Annotated in this window: 16 protein-coding genes; 4 read left to right on the plus strand and 12 right to left on the minus strand. The window is 72.0% G+C overall.

Going from position 1 to position 22386, the window contains the following annotated elements; all coding sequences use genetic code 11:
* Positions 1 to 61: 61 nt before the first annotated feature.
* Together ABD330_RS10400 and ABD330_RS10405 are read right to left on the minus strand one after the other, a co-directional pair.
* Positions 62 to 2131 carry a hypothetical protein gene (locus ABD330_RS10400; protein WP_344463248.1) on the minus strand — a complete coding sequence of 690 codons (2070 nt, stop codon included), beginning with the start codon at positions 2129 to 2131 and terminating at the stop codon, positions 62 to 64.
* Between the two features lie 260 nt (positions 2132 to 2391).
* A complete protein-coding gene (locus tag ABD330_RS10405; protein ID WP_344463250.1) occupies positions 2392 to 3435 on the minus strand; it encodes a trypsin-like serine peptidase in 1044 nt (347 codons plus the stop codon).
* A 317-nt stretch (positions 3436 to 3752) separates the two neighbouring features.
* Here ABD330_RS10405 and ABD330_RS10410 point away from each other — a divergent pair, with 317 nt between their 5' ends.
* The 4 genes from ABD330_RS10410 to ABD330_RS10425 all read left to right on the plus strand — a co-directional run bounded on the left by ABD330_RS10410 (position 3753) and on the right by ABD330_RS10425 (position 9251).
* The gene (locus tag ABD330_RS10410; protein WP_344463252.1) at positions 3753 to 5273 is read left to right on the plus strand and encodes an aminotransferase class I/II-fold pyridoxal phosphate-dependent enzyme; all 1521 of its coding nucleotides are present in this window, start codon (positions 3753 to 3755) and stop codon (positions 5271 to 5273) included.
* A gap of 5 nt (positions 5274 to 5278) precedes the next feature.
* Entirely contained in the window at positions 5279 to 6889 is a 1611-nt protein-coding gene (locus ABD330_RS10415) for a class I adenylate-forming enzyme family protein (RefSeq protein WP_344463254.1), read from the plus strand.
* Between the two features lie 40 nt (positions 6890 to 6929).
* Positions 6930 to 7943: a DMT family transporter gene (locus ABD330_RS10420; protein ID WP_344463256.1), complete on the plus strand. Its 1014-nt coding sequence runs from the start codon at positions 6930 to 6932 to the stop codon at positions 7941 to 7943.
* Positions 7944 to 8135: 192 nt separating this feature from the next.
* A complete protein-coding gene (locus ABD330_RS10425) occupies positions 8136 to 9251 on the plus strand; it encodes a citrate synthase 2 (RefSeq protein WP_344463258.1) in 1116 nt (371 codons plus the stop codon).
* Positions 9252 to 9276: 25 nt separating this feature from the next.
* Here ABD330_RS10425 and ABD330_RS10430 read toward each other — a convergent pair whose 3' ends face one another.
* From ABD330_RS10430 to ABD330_RS10475, 10 genes are all read right to left on the minus strand, one after another.
* The gene (locus tag ABD330_RS10430; protein ID WP_344463260.1) at positions 9277 to 9726 is read right to left on the minus strand and encodes a hypothetical protein; all 450 of its coding nucleotides are present in this window, start codon (positions 9724 to 9726) and stop codon (positions 9277 to 9279) included.
* Positions 9727 to 9966: 240 nt separating this feature from the next.
* Positions 9967 to 11922 carry a S53 family peptidase gene (locus ABD330_RS10435; protein ID WP_344463262.1) on the minus strand — a complete coding sequence of 652 codons (1956 nt, stop codon included), beginning with the start codon at positions 11920 to 11922 and terminating at the stop codon, positions 9967 to 9969.
* A 461-nt stretch (positions 11923 to 12383) separates the two neighbouring features.
* Complete coding sequence (gene proS / locus ABD330_RS10440; protein ID WP_344463264.1) at positions 12384 to 13796, minus strand: proline--tRNA ligase; 1413 nt, start codon at positions 13794 to 13796, stop codon at positions 12384 to 12386.
* Between the two features lie 50 nt (positions 13797 to 13846).
* Entirely contained in the window at positions 13847 to 15079 is a 1233-nt protein-coding gene (locus tag ABD330_RS10445) for an agmatinase family protein (protein WP_344463266.1), read from the minus strand.
* A gap of 84 nt (positions 15080 to 15163) precedes the next feature.
* On the minus strand, positions 15164 to 16321 hold the full coding sequence (locus ABD330_RS10450) for a serine hydrolase domain-containing protein (protein ID WP_344463268.1): 1158 nt from the start codon (positions 16319 to 16321) through the stop codon (positions 15164 to 15166).
* The gene (locus ABD330_RS10455; protein ID WP_344463270.1) at positions 16314 to 17567 is read right to left on the minus strand and encodes a peptidogalycan biosysnthesis protein; all 1254 of its coding nucleotides are present in this window, start codon (positions 17565 to 17567) and stop codon (positions 16314 to 16316) included. Before ABD330_RS10455 ends, ABD330_RS10450 begins: the two co-directional genes overlap by 8 nt.
* Positions 17560 to 18699, minus strand: a complete 1140-nt coding sequence (locus tag ABD330_RS10460; RefSeq protein ID WP_344463272.1) for a peptidogalycan biosysnthesis protein — start codon at positions 18697 to 18699, stop codon at positions 17560 to 17562. Before ABD330_RS10460 ends, ABD330_RS10455 begins: the two co-directional genes overlap by 8 nt.
* Positions 18696 to 19544 (minus strand): formyl transferase, encoded by an 849-nt coding sequence (locus tag ABD330_RS10465; RefSeq protein ID WP_344463274.1) that lies wholly within the window; start codon positions 19542 to 19544, stop codon positions 18696 to 18698. Before ABD330_RS10465 ends, ABD330_RS10460 begins: the two co-directional genes overlap by 4 nt.
* Positions 19541 to 20443 (minus strand): TauD/TfdA family dioxygenase, encoded by a 903-nt coding sequence (locus ABD330_RS10470; protein ID WP_344463276.1) that lies wholly within the window; start codon positions 20441 to 20443, stop codon positions 19541 to 19543. Before ABD330_RS10470 ends, ABD330_RS10465 begins: the two co-directional genes overlap by 4 nt.
* 40 nt (positions 20444 to 20483) lie before the next feature.
* Complete coding sequence (locus ABD330_RS10475) at positions 20484 to 22382, minus strand: methylaspartate mutase subunit E (protein ID WP_344463278.1); 1899 nt, start codon at positions 22380 to 22382, stop codon at positions 20484 to 20486.
* Positions 22383 to 22386 lie beyond the last annotated feature (4 nt).

Raw genomic sequence — 22386 nt, forward strand, 5'->3', positions numbered from 1 at the left:
CTGGCGCGTCGCGCCCGGGCCGTCGCGGCGGGACGCGGGTGCGCCCCCCCGCGACCGGGCGTCAGTTGTCCCAGTGCGGACGCAGGGTGACGCTCAGGATGGTGCGGTACTCGGCGGGCTGGGCGGCCGGCACGGTGTACTGCGCGGCCGGGTCGGTGCCGTAGGTGACGCCGGTGCCGGGCAGCGGCTTGGGGGTGGAGTAGCCGGCGAACAGCATGGTCAGGGTGCCGTTGTCGTTCTGGACCACGGTCGGGTCGTAGACCCGGCCGGAGTAGTAGCCGGAGACGCCGAGGGCGCCGCCGGTCGCGGCCTGCTGCGCGAGCGCGGAGAAGCTGTAGTCGGTGCCGATCAGCTTCTGCGGGGCGGTCCAGTTCTTCCCGTCCTTGGAGGAGGAGTAGAAGATCTGGTTGAAGGCGTCGCTGTCGCCGTCGGAGGCGTACGCGCCGGAGAGGAACAGGCCGTAGCCGCCGTCGGGGTTGGTGACGACGGTGCCGCGCGAGCCGATCCAGCGCAGCACGCTGTCACTGGTGCTCGCCGGGTCGGCGAGGCCGCTGACCTGGCCGAGGTCGGTGAAGTGCAGGCCGTCGTAGGTGTAGGCGGCACGGACCACGGTGTAGTCCTCGTTGTTGCCGTAGAGCGACTTGGGCTTGTTCTTGCCCTCGCCGATCTTCGCCAGCTGCGCGTACGGGGTGACCGCCGCGCCGGGCGCGCCGACGCTGCTGCCCTTGGCCACCGCGCCGGTGCCGCCGGAGCAGCCGGTCAGGTCGGTGGCGTCCGCGCCGGTGCAGGTGACCTGGACGATGCCGGCCGCCGTACCGAGGCTGACGGTCACGCTGCCGTTCACCGGCTTCAGCGCGGACGTGTCGCCGACCGGCAGGGTCGCGGCCGGGAGGGTGACGGCGGCCGTGGTGGCGGTCGGCGTGAAGTAGTTGACGATCTTCTCGGTGTAGAGCACCGCGACGCTGCCCTTGGGCGCGCCCTGGTAGTGCGGGAGGGTGCTGATGATGCCGTCGGGCGCGACCAGACCGGAGGTCTGCTGCGCGGTCGCCGGGATCACGGCGTCGGCCCGCACCGCGTCACCGGCGGCGATGACCGCGCCGCCCGGGGTGCGGGTGGTGCAGCCGGTGAAGGTGGTGGCGGTGGCCGTGTTGTCGTTGCAGTCGACGGTGACGCCGCCGACGGTGAAGTGGCCGGGCTGCTCGAAGCCCGCGGTGCTGCCGACGGTGATCGTGACGCCCGCGCCGCCCGGACCGGCCGGGACGGTGACGGGCGCGGTCGCGGTGGTGGCACCGCCCTGGCCGACCGGCTCGCTCGCGGGCAGGCCTGCCAGCGGGTTGCCGTCCTTCGGCGTGAGGCGGTGCACGATCAGGTTGGTGCCGAGGGCGTCGCCGGACGGGCGGGAGAGGGTGTAGAGCACCTGGCCGCGGTGGCCGGTGCCGGCGTAGTCGGGCACCGTGAGCACGAAGGCGTGGCCCTGGCCGTCGTCGTTGGTGTTGCCGTCCGGGCAGAGGCCGGCGTTCTGCTCCAGCGCCTCGCCCTGGTACTTCCAGGTCCTGCCGTGGTCGGTGGAGGTGGCCGCGACGACCGCCTCGTCGCCGTCCTTGGGGCGGTAGTCGAAGAGCCCGCTGAGCGTGTCGCCGCCGTCCTGGCTGGTCACGAAGGGGAAGTAGTACGGCTGCATCGGCAGCGCCGTGCCCTTGGGCTGGCGGTTCACCGTGCCGGTCTCGGGGGTGGCCCCGCCGCTGGAGCAGTAGCCGGTGAGCGGGCCCGGGCTGCCGGTCACGCCGCTGGCGGCCGGGACGGCGCCGGTACCGGCCGGGTCCACCGCCAGGTTCGGGTAGGTCACGCCGCCCACGGTGATCGTCCCGGTGCCGCCGCCGGAGTAGACCGGCAGGCTCCGGTCGTACGCGGCGCCGAGCGTCGGGTCGCCCTGGGCCAGCGTCCAGGGGCCGCCCTTGACCCGGTCGACCACCGGGGTGCCGACGGTGTAGCTCAGCGACCCGTGCCGGTGCCGGTGGGCGGACGAGAGGTCGTCCGGACCGGCGGCCGTGGCCGGACCGACGGTGGCGGCGAGAGCGGCGAGCGTGGTCACGGCGATGGCGGCGGTTGTCGCGGTGCGGCGACGAGGCATGGATCCCCTCCAAGTACCCGGCCGTGCCCTCGGAGTTGCACGGTCCAGGGCCAGATCCTGACGACCGGATCGGCTTCTGGGGGCTCCGGTCGGCAGTGTTCACCGACCGTTCGTCACGGGGTGGCGGGGCGGTCCCCGCAGGGGCGCCGTTGCTCCGGATAACGGACACCTCTGTCCGATCACCGGAGAGGTGCGGCACCGTACCTTCCGGTTCTCCGCCACGCCGACGGCGGGTCGACGGCGCGGGTCGACGGCGGCGGTCAGCCGGTGTGGCTGATCGCGGTGGCGTAGAGGTTGGCGATCGTCTGGTCGAAGTAGGCGCTGTAGGAGATGTCGTCGGTGTCGCCGCCCTGCTGGTAGCCGCCGATGATGCCGATCACCTGACCGGTGTCGGTGGAGACGAACGGCCCGCCGCTGGTGCCGCCCGAGTACGCGGGGCAGGCGATCTCGCGCTGGTAGCTGCTGAACTTGGTGGTGGCGTTGGTGCAGAGCAGCGGGAGGTCGCTGCTCGCCGGGTAGCCGTAGAGCCGGACCTGCGCGGTGAAGCTCGCGTCCAGGCCGAGCTGGTTGGCGCCGACCACGTCCTCGATCTGCTTGCCGTTCAGCGGCGCGACGGTCAGGAAGGCGAAGTCCTGGTCGGTGTCGCCGTTCTGACTCCAGCCGGTGGTGGCGAACACCTGAGTGACCTTCCAAGTACCGTACGGTGCCGAGCCGTTGCGGTAGCCGGGGGCGAACACCGCGCTGCCGGGGCTGCTCAGGCAGTGGCCGGCGGTGAGCAGCAGGTCGCGGCCCGGGCTGTCGACCACGCTGGCGGTGCAGAAGTGGTTGCCGACCGCGACGCTGCCCGAGAACAGCGCGCCGACCTTGGCCGAGTCCGCGTCCGCCGGGGCCGTCCCGGTGGTACCGAGGCTCACCGCCTTGACCGAGGGCTGCGCGGCGGGGGTCGGGCTGGGGGTCGCGGTCGGGGTGGCCGACGGTGTGGCGGACGGCGACGGGGTCGGGGTACTGGAAGGCGCGGCAGCGGCCACCGGCGTGACCGCCGGGGTCGGGGCCGGGGTCGGGGCCGCCGACGGCGTCGCCGAGCGGGTGGCCGGGGCCGTCGGGGCCGCCTTCGGCGCGGCGGCCGGCGCGGCGGCGTGCGCCGCGGCCTGGGCCGGGGCCTGCGCCGCCGGGTGGACGTTGTAGGCGGTGGCCTGCGCCGCCAGCGTGGTGGTGCCGCCGGCCAGGGCCAGTACGGCGGCGATCAGGGCCACCGACCGGCCGCGGAGACGGGGCCGGCGCGGGGGGCGTTGCTGGTCAGTCATCCGGTACGTCACTCCTGCCAGGCGGTCGGCGGTCCGCGCGTACCTACCGCGCACACCACGACCCTGGTCCGTCCGCCTGGAATCTCCGTGACCCCCCGCTGAGAGAGCCGTGAGAAAACCACCGGCTGACCTCGTCCGGCCGACCCGCCGAGCCGGACGGATGTCCGCACGGCCCCCCGCCGGGCCCGGACTCCGGAAAGTACCGCCAGGATTCCCGATCTGGATTGATACCGCCGTGCTGGTTTTGTCTCATGAGACGTGGCACTCAGCCCACGCCCTTACCGGGTGCTCCGTTTACCTAACTGGAGTGCACGCCCATGACCCAACCCAGCAGCACCGCCACCGAGGCGGACGACACCCGATCGTCCTCCGCCGCAAGACAGTCGCTCAGGACCAGCCCCACGCCGCTGGCTGACGCAGTGCTGAAGGTCGCCCGCCGGGACATCGCCTCGTTCCACGCCCTGCCCCTGTCCCACGGCCGCTCGATCCTGGGCTCACGTACGCGCGAGGCGTACGAGGCCCTCTTCGGCCCGGCCCAGCTCGCGGCGGACGTCTCGTACAGCGGCACCATGCTCGACTCGTTCTTCCGCCCCCGGGGACCGCTCCGCGAGGCCCAGCGGTTGGCCGCGCAGAGCTTCGGTGCGGACACGACGCTGTTCCTCTCGGCGGGCACCAGCACGGCCAACCGGGTCGCGCTGGCCGCGCTGACCCGCCCCGGCAGCCGGGTGCTGGCCGACCGCAGCTGCCACCAGTCGGTGCACTTCGCCCTCGGTTCGCTCGCGGTCGACGTGGACTACACCCGGATGCGCCGGTGCTGCGAGGACTGCCCCCGGACCTTCGCCGACCTGCCGGGCCTGCTGGAGGCGTTCGCCAAGGCGGCGGCGGACGGACAGCCGTACGACACCGTCGTGCTGTCCGCCGTCTCGTACGACGGCGTCCGGTACGACCTGCCCACCCTGTTCCGCGCGATGGCCGAGATCCACCCGACCGTGTCGGTCCTGGTGGACGAGGCCTGGGGGGCGATCCACCGGTTCCACCCCCAGCTGCGCCCGCTGACCGCGCTGTACGCCGTGCAGAAGCTGAAGCTGGACGACCCGGCGCTGCCGATGACCGTCGCCGTCACGCACTCCGCCCACAAGTCGATGTCCGCGCTGCGCCAGGGCTCCTACCTGCACCTGGTCGGCGACCGGGAGACCCAGGAGCGGACCGCCCAGGCACTGTTCCAGCACCACACCACCTCCCCCAGCTTCCCGGTCCTGGCCAGCCTCGACCTGGCCCGGGCACAGGCCGAGACCGAGGGCGAGGCCCTGCTCGACCGCTCGCTGTCGCTGGCCCAGACGCTGCGCACCGAGATCGGGACCGATCCCCGGCTCTCGGCGTACCGCACGCTCGGCCCCGAGGGCCACCTGACCGACCCGTCCCTGCTGGTGGCCGACGACCCCACCCGGGTCCTGGTCGACATCGCCGGGCTCGGGGTCACCGCCGCCGACTTCCGCCGGCTGCTCTTCGACGAGTACGGCGTGTACGTGGCTCGCGAGAGCGGCAGCGCGGTGCTCTTCCACGTCCACATCGGCGTCGACGAGGCCACCATGCGCCGGCTGCTCGACGCCCTGCGCACCGTCCAGCGCACCTACCGGTCGGCCTCCGCCGCCCTGACCGAGGGCACCGCCGACCACTTCATCATCGCGTACCCGCCCGGGATCCCGATCACCGTCCCCGGCGAGCGGATGTGCGACCGCACCCTCGACCAACTCAACGCCCTCCGCACGAGCGGCAGCGAGATCTACACGCTGTACCAACCGCAGACCGCCCAACTCAGCCCCGCCGGACTGGAGTAGAACCCGTGATCAAGCTCGATGACATCCGCCGGCACGCCGCCCGGCGTCCCGACCACACCGCGATCGTCGACCGCGACGTCCGGCTGACCTGGGCCCAGTTGGCCGAGCAGGTCAGCCGCGTCGCCTCAGGCCTGGCCCAGCACCTGCCGGAGGTGAGACCCGCTCGCGCGGCATTCATGTCCTGCAACAGCTGGGAACTGGTCGTCGTCACCGCCGCCTGCGCCACGCTCGGCGTGCCGTGCATAGGCCTGGACTACACCAACACCCCGGAGGCCACGGCCGGCACGCTGGACCAGCTCCAGCCGACCGTGCTCATCAGCACCCCGCTGCGCCGGCCGCTGCTGGCCGCCGCCGAGTGGACGCCCGGCCACGAGGTCCTGCACATCCACCTGGCGGGCCCGCAGGACGGCGACGCCGACCCGGTCGACGAGGTGAAGCCGGCCGGCACGGTCGGCTACGACGAGCTGGCGGCCTTCGAGCCGGCCTACGTCCAGCCGGTGGAGCAGCCGTTCACCGCCTTCTCCTTCACCTCGGGCACCAGCGGCATCCCCAAGCTGGTGGTGCGCAAGACCTCGTTCGAGGCGCGCCGGCTCTCCGACCTGGTGGACCAGTTCTCGTTCGACGAGGACGACGTCCACATGGTCACCGTGCCGCTGTACCACTCCTCCGGCCCCGGCTGGGCCCGGATCTTCCTCTCGCTGGGCGGCACCGTGGTGCTCAGCCCGTACGAGGACGCCGCCGAGATGGCCCGGCTGATCCTGGACGAGGGCGTGTCCACCACGCTGATGGTCCCGCCGGTGCTCAACCGCCTGATCTCGCACCCGGCTTCGGAGCACCTGCACAAGACCTCGCGGCTGCGCTTCCTGCTCTCCGGCGGGCGGCACCTCAACCGCTGGGTCATCAACACGACCTGGGACCGCCTCGGCCCGGTGCTGCACCTGTACTACGGCACCACCGAGACCGGCCTGAACACCATGATCGGACCGGAGGAGCTGCACGTCGCCCCGGCCCGCTCCGGCCGCCCGATGCCCGGCAACACCCTGGTGGCGCTCGACCCGGAGAACCGCCCGCTGCCCAAGGGCCGGCTGGGCCGGATCGCCATAGCCAGCTACCAGCTGATGGACAGCTACGCGGCGTCCGAGCCCGAGTTCCTCACCCTCGACCACGGCGGCCGGACCCAGCGCTACCTGCTGACCGGCGACAGCGGAATCATCGACGAGGGCGGCCGGCTGGAGCTCAGCGCCCGCAACGACGGTGTCTCCACCGCCGAGGGCGGCCGCGCCCTGGACGTCAATATCTTCGCGCTGGAGGACGACCTGACCGGTCTGCCCTGCGTCCGCGAGACCGCCGTCCTGCGGGTCAGCCGTCCCGACCTCGGCGACGCGCTGATCGTGGCCTTCAGCCCGATCTCCGCCGAGCGCGAGGAGAGCGGCGAGCGCGCGATCCGCGCCACCTGCGCCCGGATGGCCCCCAACCTGCCCGCCCACGTGGTCTCCATCCCGGCCGTCCCCTACAGCCCCACCGGCAAGGTGCGGGCCGGGGTGCTGCTGGAGACCGTCCTGCCCCTGATCACCGACGCGGCCGAGCCCGCCAAGCAGCTGGTGGCCACCGGATGACCGGTTCCGCCGCACCAGCAGAATCCCCGACAGGAGAGTTATGAACGACCAGAAGAACTACGTCCGAGGGGTACTCCTGTGCCTCACGGCGACACTGTCCTGGGGCGCGATGTTCCCCATCATGGACGTGACGCTCAAGCACATCGACCCCTTCACTTTCACCTGCATGCGCTACGGCATCGCCGGGCTCATCTTCCTGGCCGTCCTGTGCTTCCGCGAGGGCCGCCCCGGCCTGAGCCTGAAGGGCGAGCGCGTCGGGCTGGCCTGGCTGTTCGGCACGGCCGGCTTCGCGGGCTTCCAGTTCCTGGTGTTCTACGGCCAGGACCTGATCGGCAAGCAGGGCGCGCTGATCGCCTCGATCATGATGGCGACCATGCCGATGATGGGCTTCCTGGTCAACTGGGTGCTGCGCAAGGTCGTTCCGCCGAAGTGGTCGTTCGCCTTCATCGGCCTGTCCTTCGTCGGCATCCTGCTCGTGGTGACCAAGGGCGACCTGTCCTCGCTGGTCAACCAGCCGCAGAACTTCGGCGCCGACGCGCTGCTGCTCTTCGCCGCCCTGTGCTGGGTCATCTACACCTCGGGTGCCACCTACTTCCCGAAGTGGTCCCCGATCAAGTACACGACCATCACCACCGGTCTCGGCCTCGCCAGCGCCGTCGTGATCACCGCGGTGATCCTGGCGACCGGCGGCGAGCCCGTCCCGACCGGCAGCGCCGTCGTCACCATCCTTCCCGAGCTCGCCTACATGAGCATCGTCGCGGGATTCGTCGGGGTGCTCGCCTGGAACATCGGCAACAAGAACCTCGGCCCGCTCAACGGCGTGCTGTTCATGGACGTCGTCCCGGTCACCGCCTTCACCATCTCGGCACTGACCGGCGTCATCCCGGCGGCGATGCAGATCGTCGGCGCCCTGTTCACCGCGTCCGCCCTGGTGCTGAACAACCTCTACCTGCGCCGTCGGGCCGCGGCGGCCGCCGCAGCGGCCGCTCCGGCCGCCGCCGCGGCTCCGGTCGCGGCGTCCGCCAAGAAGGAGACCGCCTCGGTCGGTCGCTGACGGGCAGCGCGCAGTCGTCCCGGCGACCCACGGATCGCGGTACCCGACGTCGGCCCGCCATCGGCGAGCTGCCGACGGTGACCCGACCGCGGTACGCCGGCACAGCACGCGGGCACTCCTCCGAGCTCCGGAGGGGTGCCCGCCCCCAACCCTGACGTCCCACCGGCCGCCTCTCAGCGGAGGAGCTACCTCGTGTCCGACTTCATTCCGGGTCTCGAAGGAGTCGTCGCCTTCGAGACCGAGATCGCCGAACCCGACAAGGATGGCGGTGCGCTGCGCTACCGAGGCGTCAGCATCGAGGACCTGGTCGGACACCTCCCCTTCGAGGAGGTCTGGGGCCTGCTGGTCGACGGCCGCCCCGGCCCGGGGCTCGGCCCGCACGAACCGCTGCCCCTCCCGATGCGCTTCGGGGACGTCCGGGTCGACACCCAGAGCGCCCTGGCCGCCCTCGCCCCCGCGTGGGGCCTGCGGCCGCTGCACGACATCAGCGAGGACCAGGCCCGCGAGGACGTGGAGCGGGCCACCGCCGCGACCCTCTCGTTCGTCGCCCAGTCGGCGCGCGGGCTCGGCGTGCCGACCGTCCCGGAGTGGGTGGTGGACACCGGCTCCACCACGGCCGAACGCTTCCTGCTCCGCTGGCGCGGCGAGGCCGACCCGCGCCACGCCCGGGCCATCGACGCCTACTGGACCTCCGCCGCCGAACACGGCATGAACGCCTCCACCTTCACCGCCCGGGTCATCGCCAGCACCGGCGCCGACGTGGCGGCCTGCCTCTCCGGCGCGGTCGGCGCGATGTCCGGCCCGCTGCACGGCGGCGCGCCGTCCCGGGTGCTGCACATGGTCGAGGAGGTCGAACGCACCGGCGACCCGGACGGCTACGTACGCCAGGTCCTCGACCGGGGCGAACGGCTGATGGGCTTCGGCCACCGCGTCTACCGCGCCGAGGACCCGCGCGCCCGCGTGCTGCGAAGAACCGCCGAACGGCTCGGCGCCGAACGCTTCGCCGTGGCCTCAGCCCTCGAACAGGCCGCCCTGGCCGAACTCCGCCGACGCCGCCCCGACCGGGTGCTGGCCACCAACGTCGAGTTCTGGGCCGCGATCGTGCTGGACTTCGCCCGGATCCCGCCCGCCCTCTTCACCACCATGTTCGCCTGCGCCCGGACGGCCGGCTGGTCCGCCCACATCATGGAGCAGAAGCGCACCGGCCGCCTGATCCGCCCCTCGGCCCGCTACGTGGGCCCCGGCCCCCGCGACCTCCCCGCCCGGATCGACGAACCCTCCTACGAGGCCTCTCTCCAGGCGGCCTGACGGCCGGTCCCTCGCCGGCCGGGGCTCAGTCCCCCGAGTGGCCCCAGAAGTAGATCTCCTGCGGCTCTCCCCGCTCGTCGTGCAGCACCGCGCACCGGCCGAACCAGCGCCGGGTGGGGAGGCCCTCCAGCGCCTTCACGTGTGCGCGGGTGAGCGGGGTGTCCCCCGCGCACGCCCGGGACTCCGCCACGGACAGCGGCTGGACGGTTCCGTAGTCGGGCTCCTCGCCGGGGCCGACGATCCGGAACATGTCGAGGATCGAGTGCGTGCCCGACTCCTGCACCCACTCGTCCTCCCACAGCTCGGCCATCGTCCGCGGCCTCGGCACAGCCTCCACCTCCGCCTCCGGGCTGCCCAACGTGTCGCGCACCCAGTGGTAGTCGCCCTCCGCGAAGACCTTGCGGCGCAACCCGGACAGCGCGGCGCCGAGATCCTCCTGATACGGCACGTAGTAGTCCCACCCCGAAGCACCCATCAACCGGCTCCTCTCCACTGCCTCCGACGGCCGACCCGTCGCGGGGACGCTAGCAACCGTCGCCGACAACGCGGCCGGGCACGCGCTCCCGGCCCGCGCCGGCCCCACCCGCCGCCGCGACTTCACCCGCCGCCCCTGGTCCCCGCCGCCGCACAGCACGCTGCCCCGCCGAGCCGGAGCTCGACGGGGCAGCGTGGGCCGGCCCCGGGGACGCCGTGGCGTCCGCCGGGTCCGGTGGGACTAGCGGTGGAAGCGGTTGCGGAACGAGGCGACGTAGCCGGGGGCGGGCGTACCCACACCGGTGACGTCGTCGTAGCCGCGGACCGCCTGCAGCGAGCTGTCCTTGCCGAGGCTGCGCACCGAGGTCCGCAGGCCGCCGGAGGCGTCGACGCTGTTCACGAAGTCGACCCGCGCCTCGGCGAGGTCACGGCCGGCACCCAGCGGGTGGTCCGTCACGTCGTGCAGGACGGGCGAGCCGTAGCGGGCGTAGATCGACGGGTTGGCGAAGCCGATCGGGAAGCGGCTGGCCTGCTGGGCCAGGGCCTGGACACCCGCGATGACCGGTGCGGCCAGCGAGGTGCCACCGATGCGGTACTCGTCGTAGCTGACCGTTCCGTTCGGCCAGGACTGGGTCTGGCCGACCAGGAAGCCGGTGTTGGGGTCGGCGACGGCCGCGATGTCCGGCACGGTGCGCATCGGCGCCGGGCCGTTGGCCTTCGCCAGCGAGTCGGGCACGATGCCGTGCTGGTAGAACGGCTGCGGCACGGTGGAGCTGGTGCCGCCGCCGGCGCCGCCGGAGAAGGCACCGGGGAAGTTCGTCCAGCTCTTGCCGTCCGCCGCGAGAACCGCCTTCTGGGTGCCCCAGCCGGTCTCGAACTGGTACTTGTCACCCTTGCCGACGGCCAGCGAGGTGCCGCCGACGGCGGTCACCCAGGCCGAGTTGACCGGGGTGTCGACCTGCTTCTTGCCGGTGTTGTCGACCTCGTCGCCGTTGTCACCGGAGGAGAAGTAGAAGCCGATGCCCTCGATCGCGCCCAGCTTGAAGGTCTGGTCGTAGGCGGCCGCGCTGTCCGGCGTCTCGTTGGCCTCGATGTCGCCCCACGAGTTGGAGACGATGTCGGCCAGGTGCTTGTCGACGACCTTGTTGAGGGCGTCGAGCAGGTCGGGGTCGTTGCAGGACGCCGCGCCGACGAACACGATGTTCGCCTCCGGCGCGAGGGCGTGCACGGCCTCGACGTCCAGGGACTCCTCGCCGTACCAGCCGGACGCCCCGCAGGAGTCCACGCTGTTGAAGGCCGCCGGGAGGACCTCGGTGTACTGGCCCTTGCTGTAGGCGCGGTCGCCGTTGTGCTTGGCGTACTCGGCCGCGTCCTTCGCCATGGTCGGCGAGGCGTACGCGTCGGTGATCGCGACGGTCACGCCCTTGCCGGTGTACCGCTCGGCGCCGTAGGCCGCCCGCAGCTGCTTGCCGGTGTAACCGTGAATGGCGTACGGGATCTTCGTGCCGTACGCGTCCGGCAGCGTCTTGGCGACGTTCGAGCCGTAGTAGGTCGAGTACGGGCCCGCGTTGCGGAAGCCGGCGCCCGGGCCGGGCAGGGTGTCCTGGGGCGTCGCGTGGTGCGGCGAGTTGTCCAGACCCGTCACGGTGAGCACCGCACCGGCCAGCGCGGCGGGAGCGGAGGCCGCGTGCTCGGGGGCCCGGTAGGTCCGGCCGTCCTTGCGGTAGTCGTGCAGCGAGGTGGCGAACGCCGTCCGCACCGCGGCCGCGTCACCCGAGACGGATATGTAGTGCTGGTCGGTGCCGGTGACGGTCAGACCCGAGGACTTCAGCCAGCTGGTGACCGCCGCGATCTGCGCCGGGGTCGCGCCGAAACGGTCCTGGGCCTGCTGGGGCGTCAGGTACTTGCCGTACGCGTCCGACTGCGGGTCGGAGACGGAAGCGGCGTAGGCCGACAGGCCGGCCGCGTCCCGGCCCGCCAGGTAGACGCGCGCGGTGATCTGCGCGGTGGCCGCGGTGGCGCCCTGGTCGGTGGCGGCAGCGGTCCACGCGGGCTTGGTGCCCGCCAGCAGGGCGCGCCCGTTCGGGACGGTGTCGGCCTGGGCGGCCGGGACACCGATCACGAGCGCACCTGCGAGCAGCGACAGCGTTGCCGCTGCGCTCAAACCAACACGGCGTCGGGCACGGTTGATTGTCATACAAATCCCCCTGAAATGAGATCATCTGTGCGCGCGCGAGCTGTGCGCAGTCGTCGGCGTCCGTGGCCGGACCCGGGTACGCGTGCGTGCGCGTCACGCATAGGCAGGGGCAGAGCATATCCACGGCATGCGATCACCAACAGAGCTGACAACTGCGGATTTCGCCACAGCTCCGATGAATCACCGCCCGCACCGGCCGGCAACGGCCGGAACCAACCCCGCAGGGGACTCGCCGTCAGTAGACCCAGGGCCGCTGCTCGCCCGGGTGCACCTCGGCCGCGCAGTCGTCCGCGAGCACGGCGATCACCGCGCGGCCCTCGATCCGGGCCGGCCGGTATCGCTTACAGAGCCGTGCTGCTCCCCCGCTGCACGGCGGCGCCGACGGAGCTGACGGCCCCGGAATGCGCGAAGTCGGCCCGGATCCAGATCCGGGCCGACTGTCAGGCAAGCACTGGGAGCAGTCAGTACGCGCGGGAGACGATCGCGAGGGTGTCGGGGGTGTCGTCGGCCTCCGGGACCGAGCCGTCGGGGCTGACGAGGCAGCGGACGGTCACGCCCTGCTCGCCCAGGGTCTCCTCACCCTCGGGGCCGAGCTTCGCCCACGGGATGCGCGCCCAGCCGGTGGCGGCGGCCTCGACCGCCTCGTCGATGCTGTCGACGTCGACGGTGCGGGCCTTGCGGTGCTCCTCCGACTGGCTGAGCAGCAGCGCCTGGCCCTCCTCCAGCAACTGCGGGACCACGGTGGTGAGCGCGGCGAGCTCGACCGGGGACTTGCCGCCGGCGATGCGGTTGGCCAACATGCCGGTGCCGGCGGTCAGGTCGCGCGGGCCGATCTCGAGCCGCAGCGGGACGCCCTTGAGCTCCCAGTCCACGGCTCGCCGGCCGAACGGCGTGTCGACCCGGTCGTCGACCACGACGCGGACGCCGACGGCATCCAGCTCCCGGCCGATCTCCCGGACCTTGGCCACCACGGCCTCGTCGTCCTTGACAGCCAGGACGACGATCTGGGTCGGCGCGATGCGGGGCGGGACGCGCAGGCCGTTGTCGTCGCCGTGCACCATGATCAGGCCGCCGACCATGCGGGTGGTGCAGCCCCAGGAGGTCTGCCAGACGTGCTCACGCTCACCGGTGTCCGTCAGGAACCGAGTGTCGAAGGCCTTGGCGAAGTTCTGGCCGAGCTCGTGGCTGGTGCCGAGCTGCAGGGCCTTGCCGTCGCCCATCATCGCCTCGAGGGTGAGGGTGTTGATGGCGCCGGCGAAGCGCTCGCTCGGGGTCTTCCGCCCAGGCACGACCGAGATGCCGAGCATGTTGACCATGAAGCTCTCGTAGACGTCGCGGTGGATCATCGCGGCGTAATCGCGGGCGTCCTCGTAGCTGGCGTGGGCGGTGTGGCCCTCCTGCCAGAGGAACTCGGTGGTACGCAGGAACGTCCGGGGACGCTTCTCCCAGCGGACCACGTTGGCCCACTGGTTGATCAGCAGTGGCAGGTCGCGGTAGCTCTGCACCCACTTGGAGAAGTACTCGTTGATGATCGTCTCGGAGGTCGGCCGGACGACGATGGGCTCCTCGAGCTGCTTGCCGCCGGCGTGGGTGACGACCGCGAGCTCGGGGGCGAAGCCCTCGACGTGCTCGGCCTCCTTGGTGAGGTAGGACTGCGGGATGAACATCGGGAAGTAGGCGTTCTGGGCGCCGGCCTTCTTGATCCGGGCGTTCATCTCCTGCTGCATCTGCTCCCACAGGCTGAAGCCGTACGGCCGGATGACCATGGTGCCGCGTACCGGACCGTTGTCGGCCAGCTCAGCCTTGTTGATGACGTCCTGGTACCAGCGCGGGAAGTCTGCTGCCTGGGGAGTGAGAACGGGTGCCTTTGCCATAGCCTGAATGATAGGCGCCGTGGACCCCTGCCGTGGATCCGAGGCGTTTCTCACCGGCCCCTGGCCACGGAGTTGACTGCGCCCGAGGGGCTGACGGCGTCAACGACGGCATCCACGGCGGCGTGCACTGCGGCATCCACGGCAGCGTGCACGTCGGCGTGCACGGAGTTGACGGCCCCGGTGCGGAACGTCCGGGGCGCCTGCGTGCCGGTCGCACGGGGATCCATGTAGCGGCGTTCGGTCAGGCCGACCTTGCGCATGGCCGTCCCGACCAGTGCCTCCAGGACGCAGCGCCGGGCGAGCTGCGCGGTGCGGCCCACGCCGGGATCGTAGGGCGGGCTGACCTCCAGCACGTCCATGGCCACGATGCCCGCCTCGGCCGCCACCCGCCGCATCGCCGTCATCATCTCGTCGGCGGTGAGCCCGCCGGGTTCCGGGGTTCCGGTACCGGGGGCGAACGCGGGGTCGGCCGCGCCGATGTCGACCGACAGGTAGAGGTGGTCGGCGCTGTCGAGCGCCTCGTCGATCGCACGGTCCAGGACGGTATCGAAGCCGTCACGGCGGATCTCGGCCATGAAGTGGCTGCGGACCTGCTGCTCCTCCAGCCAGTCGAGAGCTGCCGGTTGCGGCGTGTATCCGCGCAGGCCGAACTGGACGACGTTGCGGCCGGGCACGGCCCCGCTCTCGATCAGGCGGTGTATCGGGCTCCCCGGGCCGTCCCACGCGCCGTGACGGCCCGGTGCGCTGACCGGATGCGCGCCGAACTGCAGGATGCCGAGCCTCCCGTGGCCGTAGGCGTCCGCCACGGCGGTGGCCGAGGGCCAGGTGATGGTGCGGTCGCCGCCGAGAATGATCGGCATGGCGCCGCCGTCGAGGATCTCCGCGACGAAGGTGCGGACGGCGGCGTAGGTTGCCTCGGGGTCGCCGATGAGGACGTCGGCGTCCCCGTAGTCGCACAGGACGAGATGTTCGAGCGGGTCGACCCGGACGTCCAGGTGGCTGAGCCGGGAGGCGTCGGTTATGTAGTCGCCGTGACGGATCCCGTAGGGGCCGAGATGGGTGCCGGTGCGGCCCGTGGTCGTGCCGTCCCAGGGCACGCCGCCCACCGCGACGTCCACGCCTCCGGTGCGCAGGTCCTCGGGCGTCATGCACATCGGCCACTTGAGGAAGGTCTGGACGCCGCTGTAGGCCATCTCGTACTCGGTGCGGTTGACCCGAGTGAGGCCGGGCGGGCGGCCGCCGGCGGGTGTGAGGTGCGACGGCGGGGCGATCGGGCCAGTCATGACGTCCGCTTCTGCTCGAAGGACTTCTGTGGGCGGGAGGGGGACAGCTCGGAGGGGAGAGGGTAGGTCGGTGGGGGCGGGAAGCTAGCGCCGCGTCAGGGCCTGGGCGGCGTGCACGGCGGCCTCGGCGAGGCCTCGGCTGCGGGGGTCGGAGGACGGGTAGAGGCGTTCCCGGGTGGTCGTGTAGCCGAAGGCGAGGGCGTGCTCGGGGACGGCGAAGGCCAAGGGGCCGCCCCGGCCGTAGTGGCCGAAGCAGCCGGTCTCCGGTCCCGCCATCTCCCGCATCGGGTACGGCAGCATGAAGCCGGACGCGTAGCGCGCGTAGCGGTGGGCGACGATGTCGGTGCCCTCGGACTGCGGTGTCGCAGCGGACGCGGTGGTCTCGGGGGCGAGCAGGCGCAGGCCGTCGACCTCGCTGACGGTCGCCGCGTACAGGCGCGCCAGGGACCTCGCGTCGGAGACGCCGTTGGCCGACGGGACCTCGGCGGCGAGATACGCGGGATCGTGTTCGATCGGCGAGACGTCCGGGTTGAGGTAGGAGCGGTGGGTGAGCGAGGTGGGGTCGGCGAGCTGCCCGGCGAGGCTGTCCAGGTAGCTGTCGGTGTCGGTGGGCTGGGCTGGCACCAGCGGGGCGAGCCGAGGGAGTTCGGAGGCCGGCAGCCCGAGCCAGAGGTCGAGCCCGAGCGGGTCGGCAAGCCGTTTGCGCACCAGTTCGCCGACCGGCAGGCCGGTGGCCCGCCGCAGGATCTCCCCGATCAGCCAGCCGAAGGTCAGGTCGTGGTAGCCGTGCGCGGTGCCGGGGGTCCACTGCGGGCGCTGGTCGGCGAGGGCCGCCACCGCCGGGTCGCGGATCAGGACGTCGTCGAGGGTGAGGGTGCGGTCGACGGCGCTCAGGCCCGCCCGGTGGGAGAGGACGAGCCGGGTGGAGATCGCCCCCTTGCCTGCCCGGCCGAACTCGGGCCACAGCTCGGCCACGGGCGCGTCGAGGTCGAGAACGCCCTCCTGGGCCAGCAGGTGGGCGAGGATCGTCAGCACTCCCTTGGACACCGACCGGACGAGCTGCACCCGGCCGACGGGCAGGTCGTCGGTGGCGAGGTCGACGACCGGCACTCCGTGCTGGTAGACGCAGACCGCGGCGCCGCGGTCGCCGTGGGTGCGGATGTTGTCGGCGAAGGCCGTGGCCACCGGTTCGAATCCGGGACGGACGAATCCGCGGATCACCGGCGGGGTGGTCTCAGGCATGGGCAAGCTCCCTGGCAAGGCCGGCGGGGCCGAGGACGGAGGAGAGGAATCCGCTGTTCTGGCGGTCGATCAGGGCGAGCCAGTCCCGGACCGGGGCGGTGACGCCGTCGGGGCGGGAGATGCAGAAGTAGAGCTGCTCGACAGAGCAACCGCGGAGGTACTTGCCCCGGACCGCTTCGGCGCCGACCTCCACGGTGGGGATGGAGCGCTCGATCGCGTGGCGGATCGGGAGGTAACAGCTCAGATTGAAGTAGCAGTACTCCCCGCCGACGGCCGAGTAGTCGAACCCCACCGAGAAGAGCTCCAGCAGCTCGGCGGTCTCCCGGAATACCAGGGAGGCGACGATGTCGGATCCCTTCCGGCCGACCAGCACCTTGAGTTCCTCCCCGAAGGCAGCCCGCCAGGCGCGCCGCTGGGCGAGGATCGCCTCGACCGTGATGTCCCAGCCGTACTTCCGGAAGTTGTTGGCCTCCAGGACGGCGACCCTTTCGATGACCTCGTCGAAGCCGGCGGGCGACACCTCGATGCCGGATTCGGCGAACCTGCGGATCTCCCTTCGGACTTCACGCCGGCGACGACTGGGAAGACGGGCGAGATAGTCGTCGAAAGAGGCGAGGCCGTCCAGCCGGTAGCGGGCCGTGGTGCTGAGCCGGCAGCTCTCCCACGGCAGGACACCGGCCTCGGCCAGCTGGTCGCGGACCGGGGCAGTCGCGTAGGGGAAGCACACGGTGCGCAGGCCCTGGTCCTCGGCGAGTTCCACCAGGGCGCGCAGGACGGACTCGACAAGTCGCGCTTGCAGTTCCGGCCCGGTGTCCGGGTCCACGACGATCCGGCTGTCCTGCATGTTCCTTACCACCAGGGCCGGTTGGGTCTCGGCGAGGAGGAACCGGCGCACCGGATCGAGTCCGGGCGCTCCCGCGCCACCGAGAGACTTCTTGAAGTCCTCGATCCCCGCCTTGAGTTGATCCGGTTCGTACTCGGCGCGCAGCACCATCGGCTCGGTGAGGACCAGCCCGGGCTGGACGAACTTCGGGGCGTCGGCCGTGGCCGCGCAGGCGAAGGCGTAGGCCAGCAGTTCCGACCCCCGATAGGCGGCCACCACCCAGCTCCCGGAGGGGAGTTCCTGCTGCAGCTGGGCGATCTTGCGATAGCCGTAGCCCGCCCCGAGACCCCGGGAGACCCGCGCCCACCGTTCGGCGTCGAGCTCCAGGACCGAGGTGTGTATCCGGACCCGAATGTCACTCATCTCCGTGCCTCCTCAGGCCGTCCAGGGCCCGGCCGAGGAGCGTGTGGACCTCGCCGTCCAGGCACTTCAGATACCCGTACTTCGCCAGCTCCGCGCAGCCGCGCGACAGCTTGGTGTCGTTCTTCTCGATCGAGTAGTCGATGAGCCGGACGCCCCGGGAGAGGGCCTCCTCGATGAGCCGGTAGAAGCCGAGCTCGAAGTAGAGCGGCAGATCGCCGATGCGCTCGTAGTCGAAGCCGATCTGCCGGGCGTACATCTCGTCCCGCCACTGGATGAACGCCAGCGCGCCCAGGGTGCGTCCGGCGCCGTCCCGGGCGGTCAGCGTCTCCACCACGCCGGGGATCGCCCGGAGGGTGAGCTGGTGCGGGAGCAGCGCGGCGGCCGTGCTGACGTCCCAGCCGTAGCGTCGGGAGTTGGCCGCGCCGAGCTCCGCGATGGTGGGTGCGGACTCCTCGTCCAGCGGGCCGACGGTGAACTCGACCTGGGACCGGACGTGGTGGTGTTCCCGCCGGACGAGGCGGCGGCGACGGGGGGAGAAGCGGGCGAGGTAGCCCTCGAAGTCCTCGAAGTCGATCCGCAGATGGGAGGCGGCGCCGTTGGGGAAGGCGAGGTACCCCGCCGCGGTCAGCTCCTCGCGGAGCAGCCGGTCGTGCTCGTCCACATAGAGGGCGGAGAGCGAGCGGAGCCCGCGCACGACGGCGAGCTCCTCCGCCTCGGCGAGCAGCTCGCGCAGCCGGGCCCGCCGCACGGGCTCCGGTTCCGCGGCGTCGAGCAGCACACGGCTGTGCCCGATCGTCCGCCCGCCAAGGGCGAGGGCGGGCAGCAGATGCTCCTCGAGACCGCCCCAGAAGGGCGCGGCCACGGGGCCGCCCAGGCGTTCGACGGCCAGCCGCAGGCGGGCGTCCGGCCGGTTGAAGGGGCTTGCCGTCGAGTTGATCTGATGAACGGTCAAACCGGCACGGGCCGGACCGCCGGATGGGCCGGCGACCAGGTAGCGCCAGTACGGGCTGTCCAGCAGCTCCACGTACGACAGCCACTGGACGGACTGGTAGTAGTCGTTGTGTCCGAGCAGCCCGTCCCAGCCGAAGTGTTCGAGATCGACGTGGCTTTCGACCGTCTTGAGCGTGTTCATCGGCAGGCCGCCAGGATGAGCTTCGCCAGGCTGCGCTTCGCCAGGGGGCCCTTCGTCAGAGGGCCCTTCGTCAGAGGGCGATTCGCCAGGCCGCCCTTCGTCAGGGTGCGCTTGAGGAACACCGCCAGTTCGTGGCGCGGGGTGCGGTCCCGGTCCCGGTAGACGGATCCGCTGCCATCCTGCGGGGCGCGCGGCAGCGAATGGCCCTCGGCGAGCCGGTCGAGCAGTTCGCAGAGCCGGTGGATGGCCCGCCGCTCGGCCCGGCAGTAGAGGGTCTCGTCGTTGTCCGAGTCCCGGACGGGGACCGGGACGACCTCGACGATGTCCCCGGCGTCGAGCTTCTCGGTGACGAAGTGGATGGTCGAGCCGAGCCGGTCCAGCCGGTTCTCGTACAGCGGGAAGAACATGGTCTGGCGGCCGCGGTAGTCGGGCAGGTAGCCGCCGTGGATGTTGAGCACCGTGTCGCCGGCGGCCCGGAGCACCTCGGTGCGGATGATCGAGGTGTTCAGCACGACGGTCACGTCCGGCTTGGCGCGGCGCAGCCGCTCGGCCACGATCGGCGCGTTGATGTCGTCAGTCAGCGTGTGCCCGCAGGTGGCGGGCGACGCGCCGGGCGCCAGCGCGAAGTACCGGGCACGATAGGCGGTCCGGGACAGCAGCCGGCGGCGGGCGAGGTGGTAGAGCCCTGCGGTCCAGTCCCGGTAGCGGCGGCGGGTGAGCAGCCGCCGCCGCTTGGCGGCCCCGCGTTCGACCACGACGCAGCGGACGTCGAAGCGCTGGGCGAGCAACGCCTCGAGGTAGCGGGCGTGCGGCTCGTCGGAGGAGAGAAGCGCGACCCTGATCACCGCCCGCCCTGCCGATCCGCACCGGACGGCAGAGAGGGGCCGGACGGCCGGTGAACGCCGTAGGCACGGCGCAGCCGGCGCCGCCTGGTGCGCTCCTCGAAGGGCGTACGGCCGTGGATGAAGCGGGCGTTGTTCCAGAGCAGGATGTCGCCGCGCTCCAGGAGAATGCCGTTCTGTCGGGCGGGATCGGCGACGAGCGCGTCCCAGGCGTCGAGCGCGGCCGAGAGGCCGTCCGGCCGGGTGCGGCCGGTGTGCTCGTATCCGCGGTCGATGTAGCGCCTCAGGTAGTGCAGGCGCAACCGCTCGCCGGTGAGGTCCACGATCCGGTGCTCCATGACGGGGTCTTCTCCCTGGTCGCCCGAGTGGAAGGGGTGGGCCTGTTCCAGCAGCGCCAGGTGGTCCGGCGCCTCGGCGGCCAGGTGGTCGGCGAGGCCGAAGCCGTCCACGAGGACGGTCTCGCCGCCGCTGTCGGCCGAGGAGAGTCCGATCAGCGCAGCCACCTGCGGGGTCAGGTCCAGCAGGGTGCCGTCGGTGTGGAAGCCGCCGGTGGCGTTGGAGCGCGAGTAGTGACTGGAGGCCTCGGTCGGCGCGTCGGTCACCTCGACCGGGAAGACCAGCTCCCCGGTGCGGTACTGGGGGACGGGCTCGCAGAGTGCGGTGAAGAGGTTCCAGGCGGCGGTCATCAGCCGGTGGTCGTCGAGTGCGGCCAGTCCGGTGTGGACGACCAGCCAGCCGGGTTCGCCGTCGAGCAGCCGCAGGGCTTCCGCGCGGGCGGGCGCGAGATCCCGGGCGGCGTCGTCGGGCGCCTGGTCCGGCCAGTCGTCGGGTGCCAGGTCGGCCGGTAGGGGACGGCTGGACAGAGCCGCGCGGGCGGGCTCGGAGAGGTGGTACGCGGGCATCGGGGTGCTCCTGGCGGTTCTCGGAGGATCGGTCGATCGGTCAGCTGGTGAGGGGCCAGACGGCGAAGTCGCCGCGGGCGGTGCGCAGTACGTCGGACTCGACCATGGCGTCCAGGTCGCCGCCGGTGCGGCGAAGTCTGCTGCGGACGGCGTCGCGGTGGAGGCGGCGGACCTGTTCGGGCAGCGGGATGTCGCCGACGACCGCGAACCGGACGGCCCCCGCGCTGTCGCGGGCGCACATCGCCTTCCCGGCGTTCCACCGGTTGGGCGAGAACGGGACGTCCAGCAGGCCGCGTTCGACCGCCAGAGCGATCCGCTCGCCGAGGTCGGAGGCGTCCAGTCCGAGTACGGCGTCGAGGATGGCCGAGGCCTCGGTGACGGTCAGCTCCTCCTCGAAGTCCGCGAGTCCGGGCGCGGCCGTGTCCGCCTCGGCGGCCCAGGCGGCCCGGACCAGCGCGACACCCGCGGCGTTCTGCACGCCGGACGGGATGTGGGAGGACTCGGCGACGGTCTTGAGCATCAGCCGGGTGGCGCCGCTGAGCCGGGCACTGACGGCGGAGCCGTGCAGCAACGCGCGGCTCTTCTCCGGGTCGGCCGGGAAGGCGGCCATGTACTGGTGGAAAACGGTGTGAACGGCGACGTCCTGATGACCCCGGGCGTCGAGGTAGCCACGGGCCACCCGGCGCAACGCCCTGATGGCACCGATGTCCTGGGCCCGGTTGCCCTGCTCGGCGTACCCCAGGGAGACGGACTTCACGCCCTCCTCCGCAGCCAGCAGGGTCTCCAGCACGTCGACGGCGACGGCGAGACAGGGCGGCACCATGGTGGCGGTCAACACGCCGAAGAACTCGCGGTCGACGGTGATGCCGAACCGCTCGTGGTAGATCCCGCTGAGCCGGTCGACGTACTGCCAGCGGCGGACGGACTGTCGGGGCGAGTAGTCGCGGTAGTAGGGGAGGTTGTAGGTGAGCGCCCCGCCCTCGAAGGAGGTGATGCCGGAGGCGAAGGTGATCTCGGCCAGCAGCCGGGGATCGCGGGTCGAGTGGCGGACCTGGAACGGTACGTGCGGGAAGTACGCGGTGATCGACCGTCCGGCCTCCACACCGTGGTTGACCAGCGGGAATCCGTTCAGGCCGGCGAATGCGCCGGGATCGGCGACGGACTCCTTGAGCAGCATCTCCACCTGTTCGTGGGCGTTGTTGCGGGTGAGCGAGTCGATCTGGAAGGAGAGCACGTCCGCGCCGGCCTCCTCGAGGGTGCGGAAGAGCTCGATCTGCTCCCGGACCCCGGCCACGCCGGTGCGGGGGTGGATCAGGGTGCGCCCGTCCCGGTCGGCTGCCTCCTGCACCGCGGCCAGGTTGCCGCGGGCCGCGCAGACCTCGGCGTTCTCCTCCAGCCGGCCGGCCGGGTGCCCGGTGGGCCACTGCGCGAGGACGTCGTCGCGCTGCTCGGCCGGTGACCGGCGGCGGGGCATCGGCCGGACTTCGGGCAGGGCCCGGCCGGCCGGGGCGGCCGGCCGGGCGAAGCCGCACTCACGTACCGTCAGATCACGGTCCAGGACGGATATCACCTCGGCCGGTTCGACGTAGCCGAGGAAGACGCGGTCGAAGCCGAGGCCCGCCAGCTCGGCAGCAGCCGGCTCGTCCCCGGCGAGCGAGGGGTTGCCGCCGATGTACCAGACGGCGCCGTCGGGCTCCTCCGCCCGGAGGGAGGGCAGATCGCGCAGGTAATAGGCGGCATGCCCGTCCATGTTGGACACCAGCACCGCGTCGGCGCCCGCGGCGGCGGCGTGGAGTTCGGCGGCGGTGTTCTGGATGGACAGGAACCGGACGTGGTAGCCGGCCCGCTGGAGGGCGTTGCGGAGGGTGATGATGCCGACCGAGTGGGAGTCTCCACCCACTCCGGCGAGCACCACGGTGCGTTCGCTGCGGTCGAGCACGGGG

Source organism: Kitasatospora kazusensis (genome assembly GCF_039529945.1).
Classification (GTDB): domain Bacteria; phylum Actinomycetota; class Actinomycetes; order Streptomycetales; family Streptomycetaceae; genus Kitasatospora; species Kitasatospora kazusensis.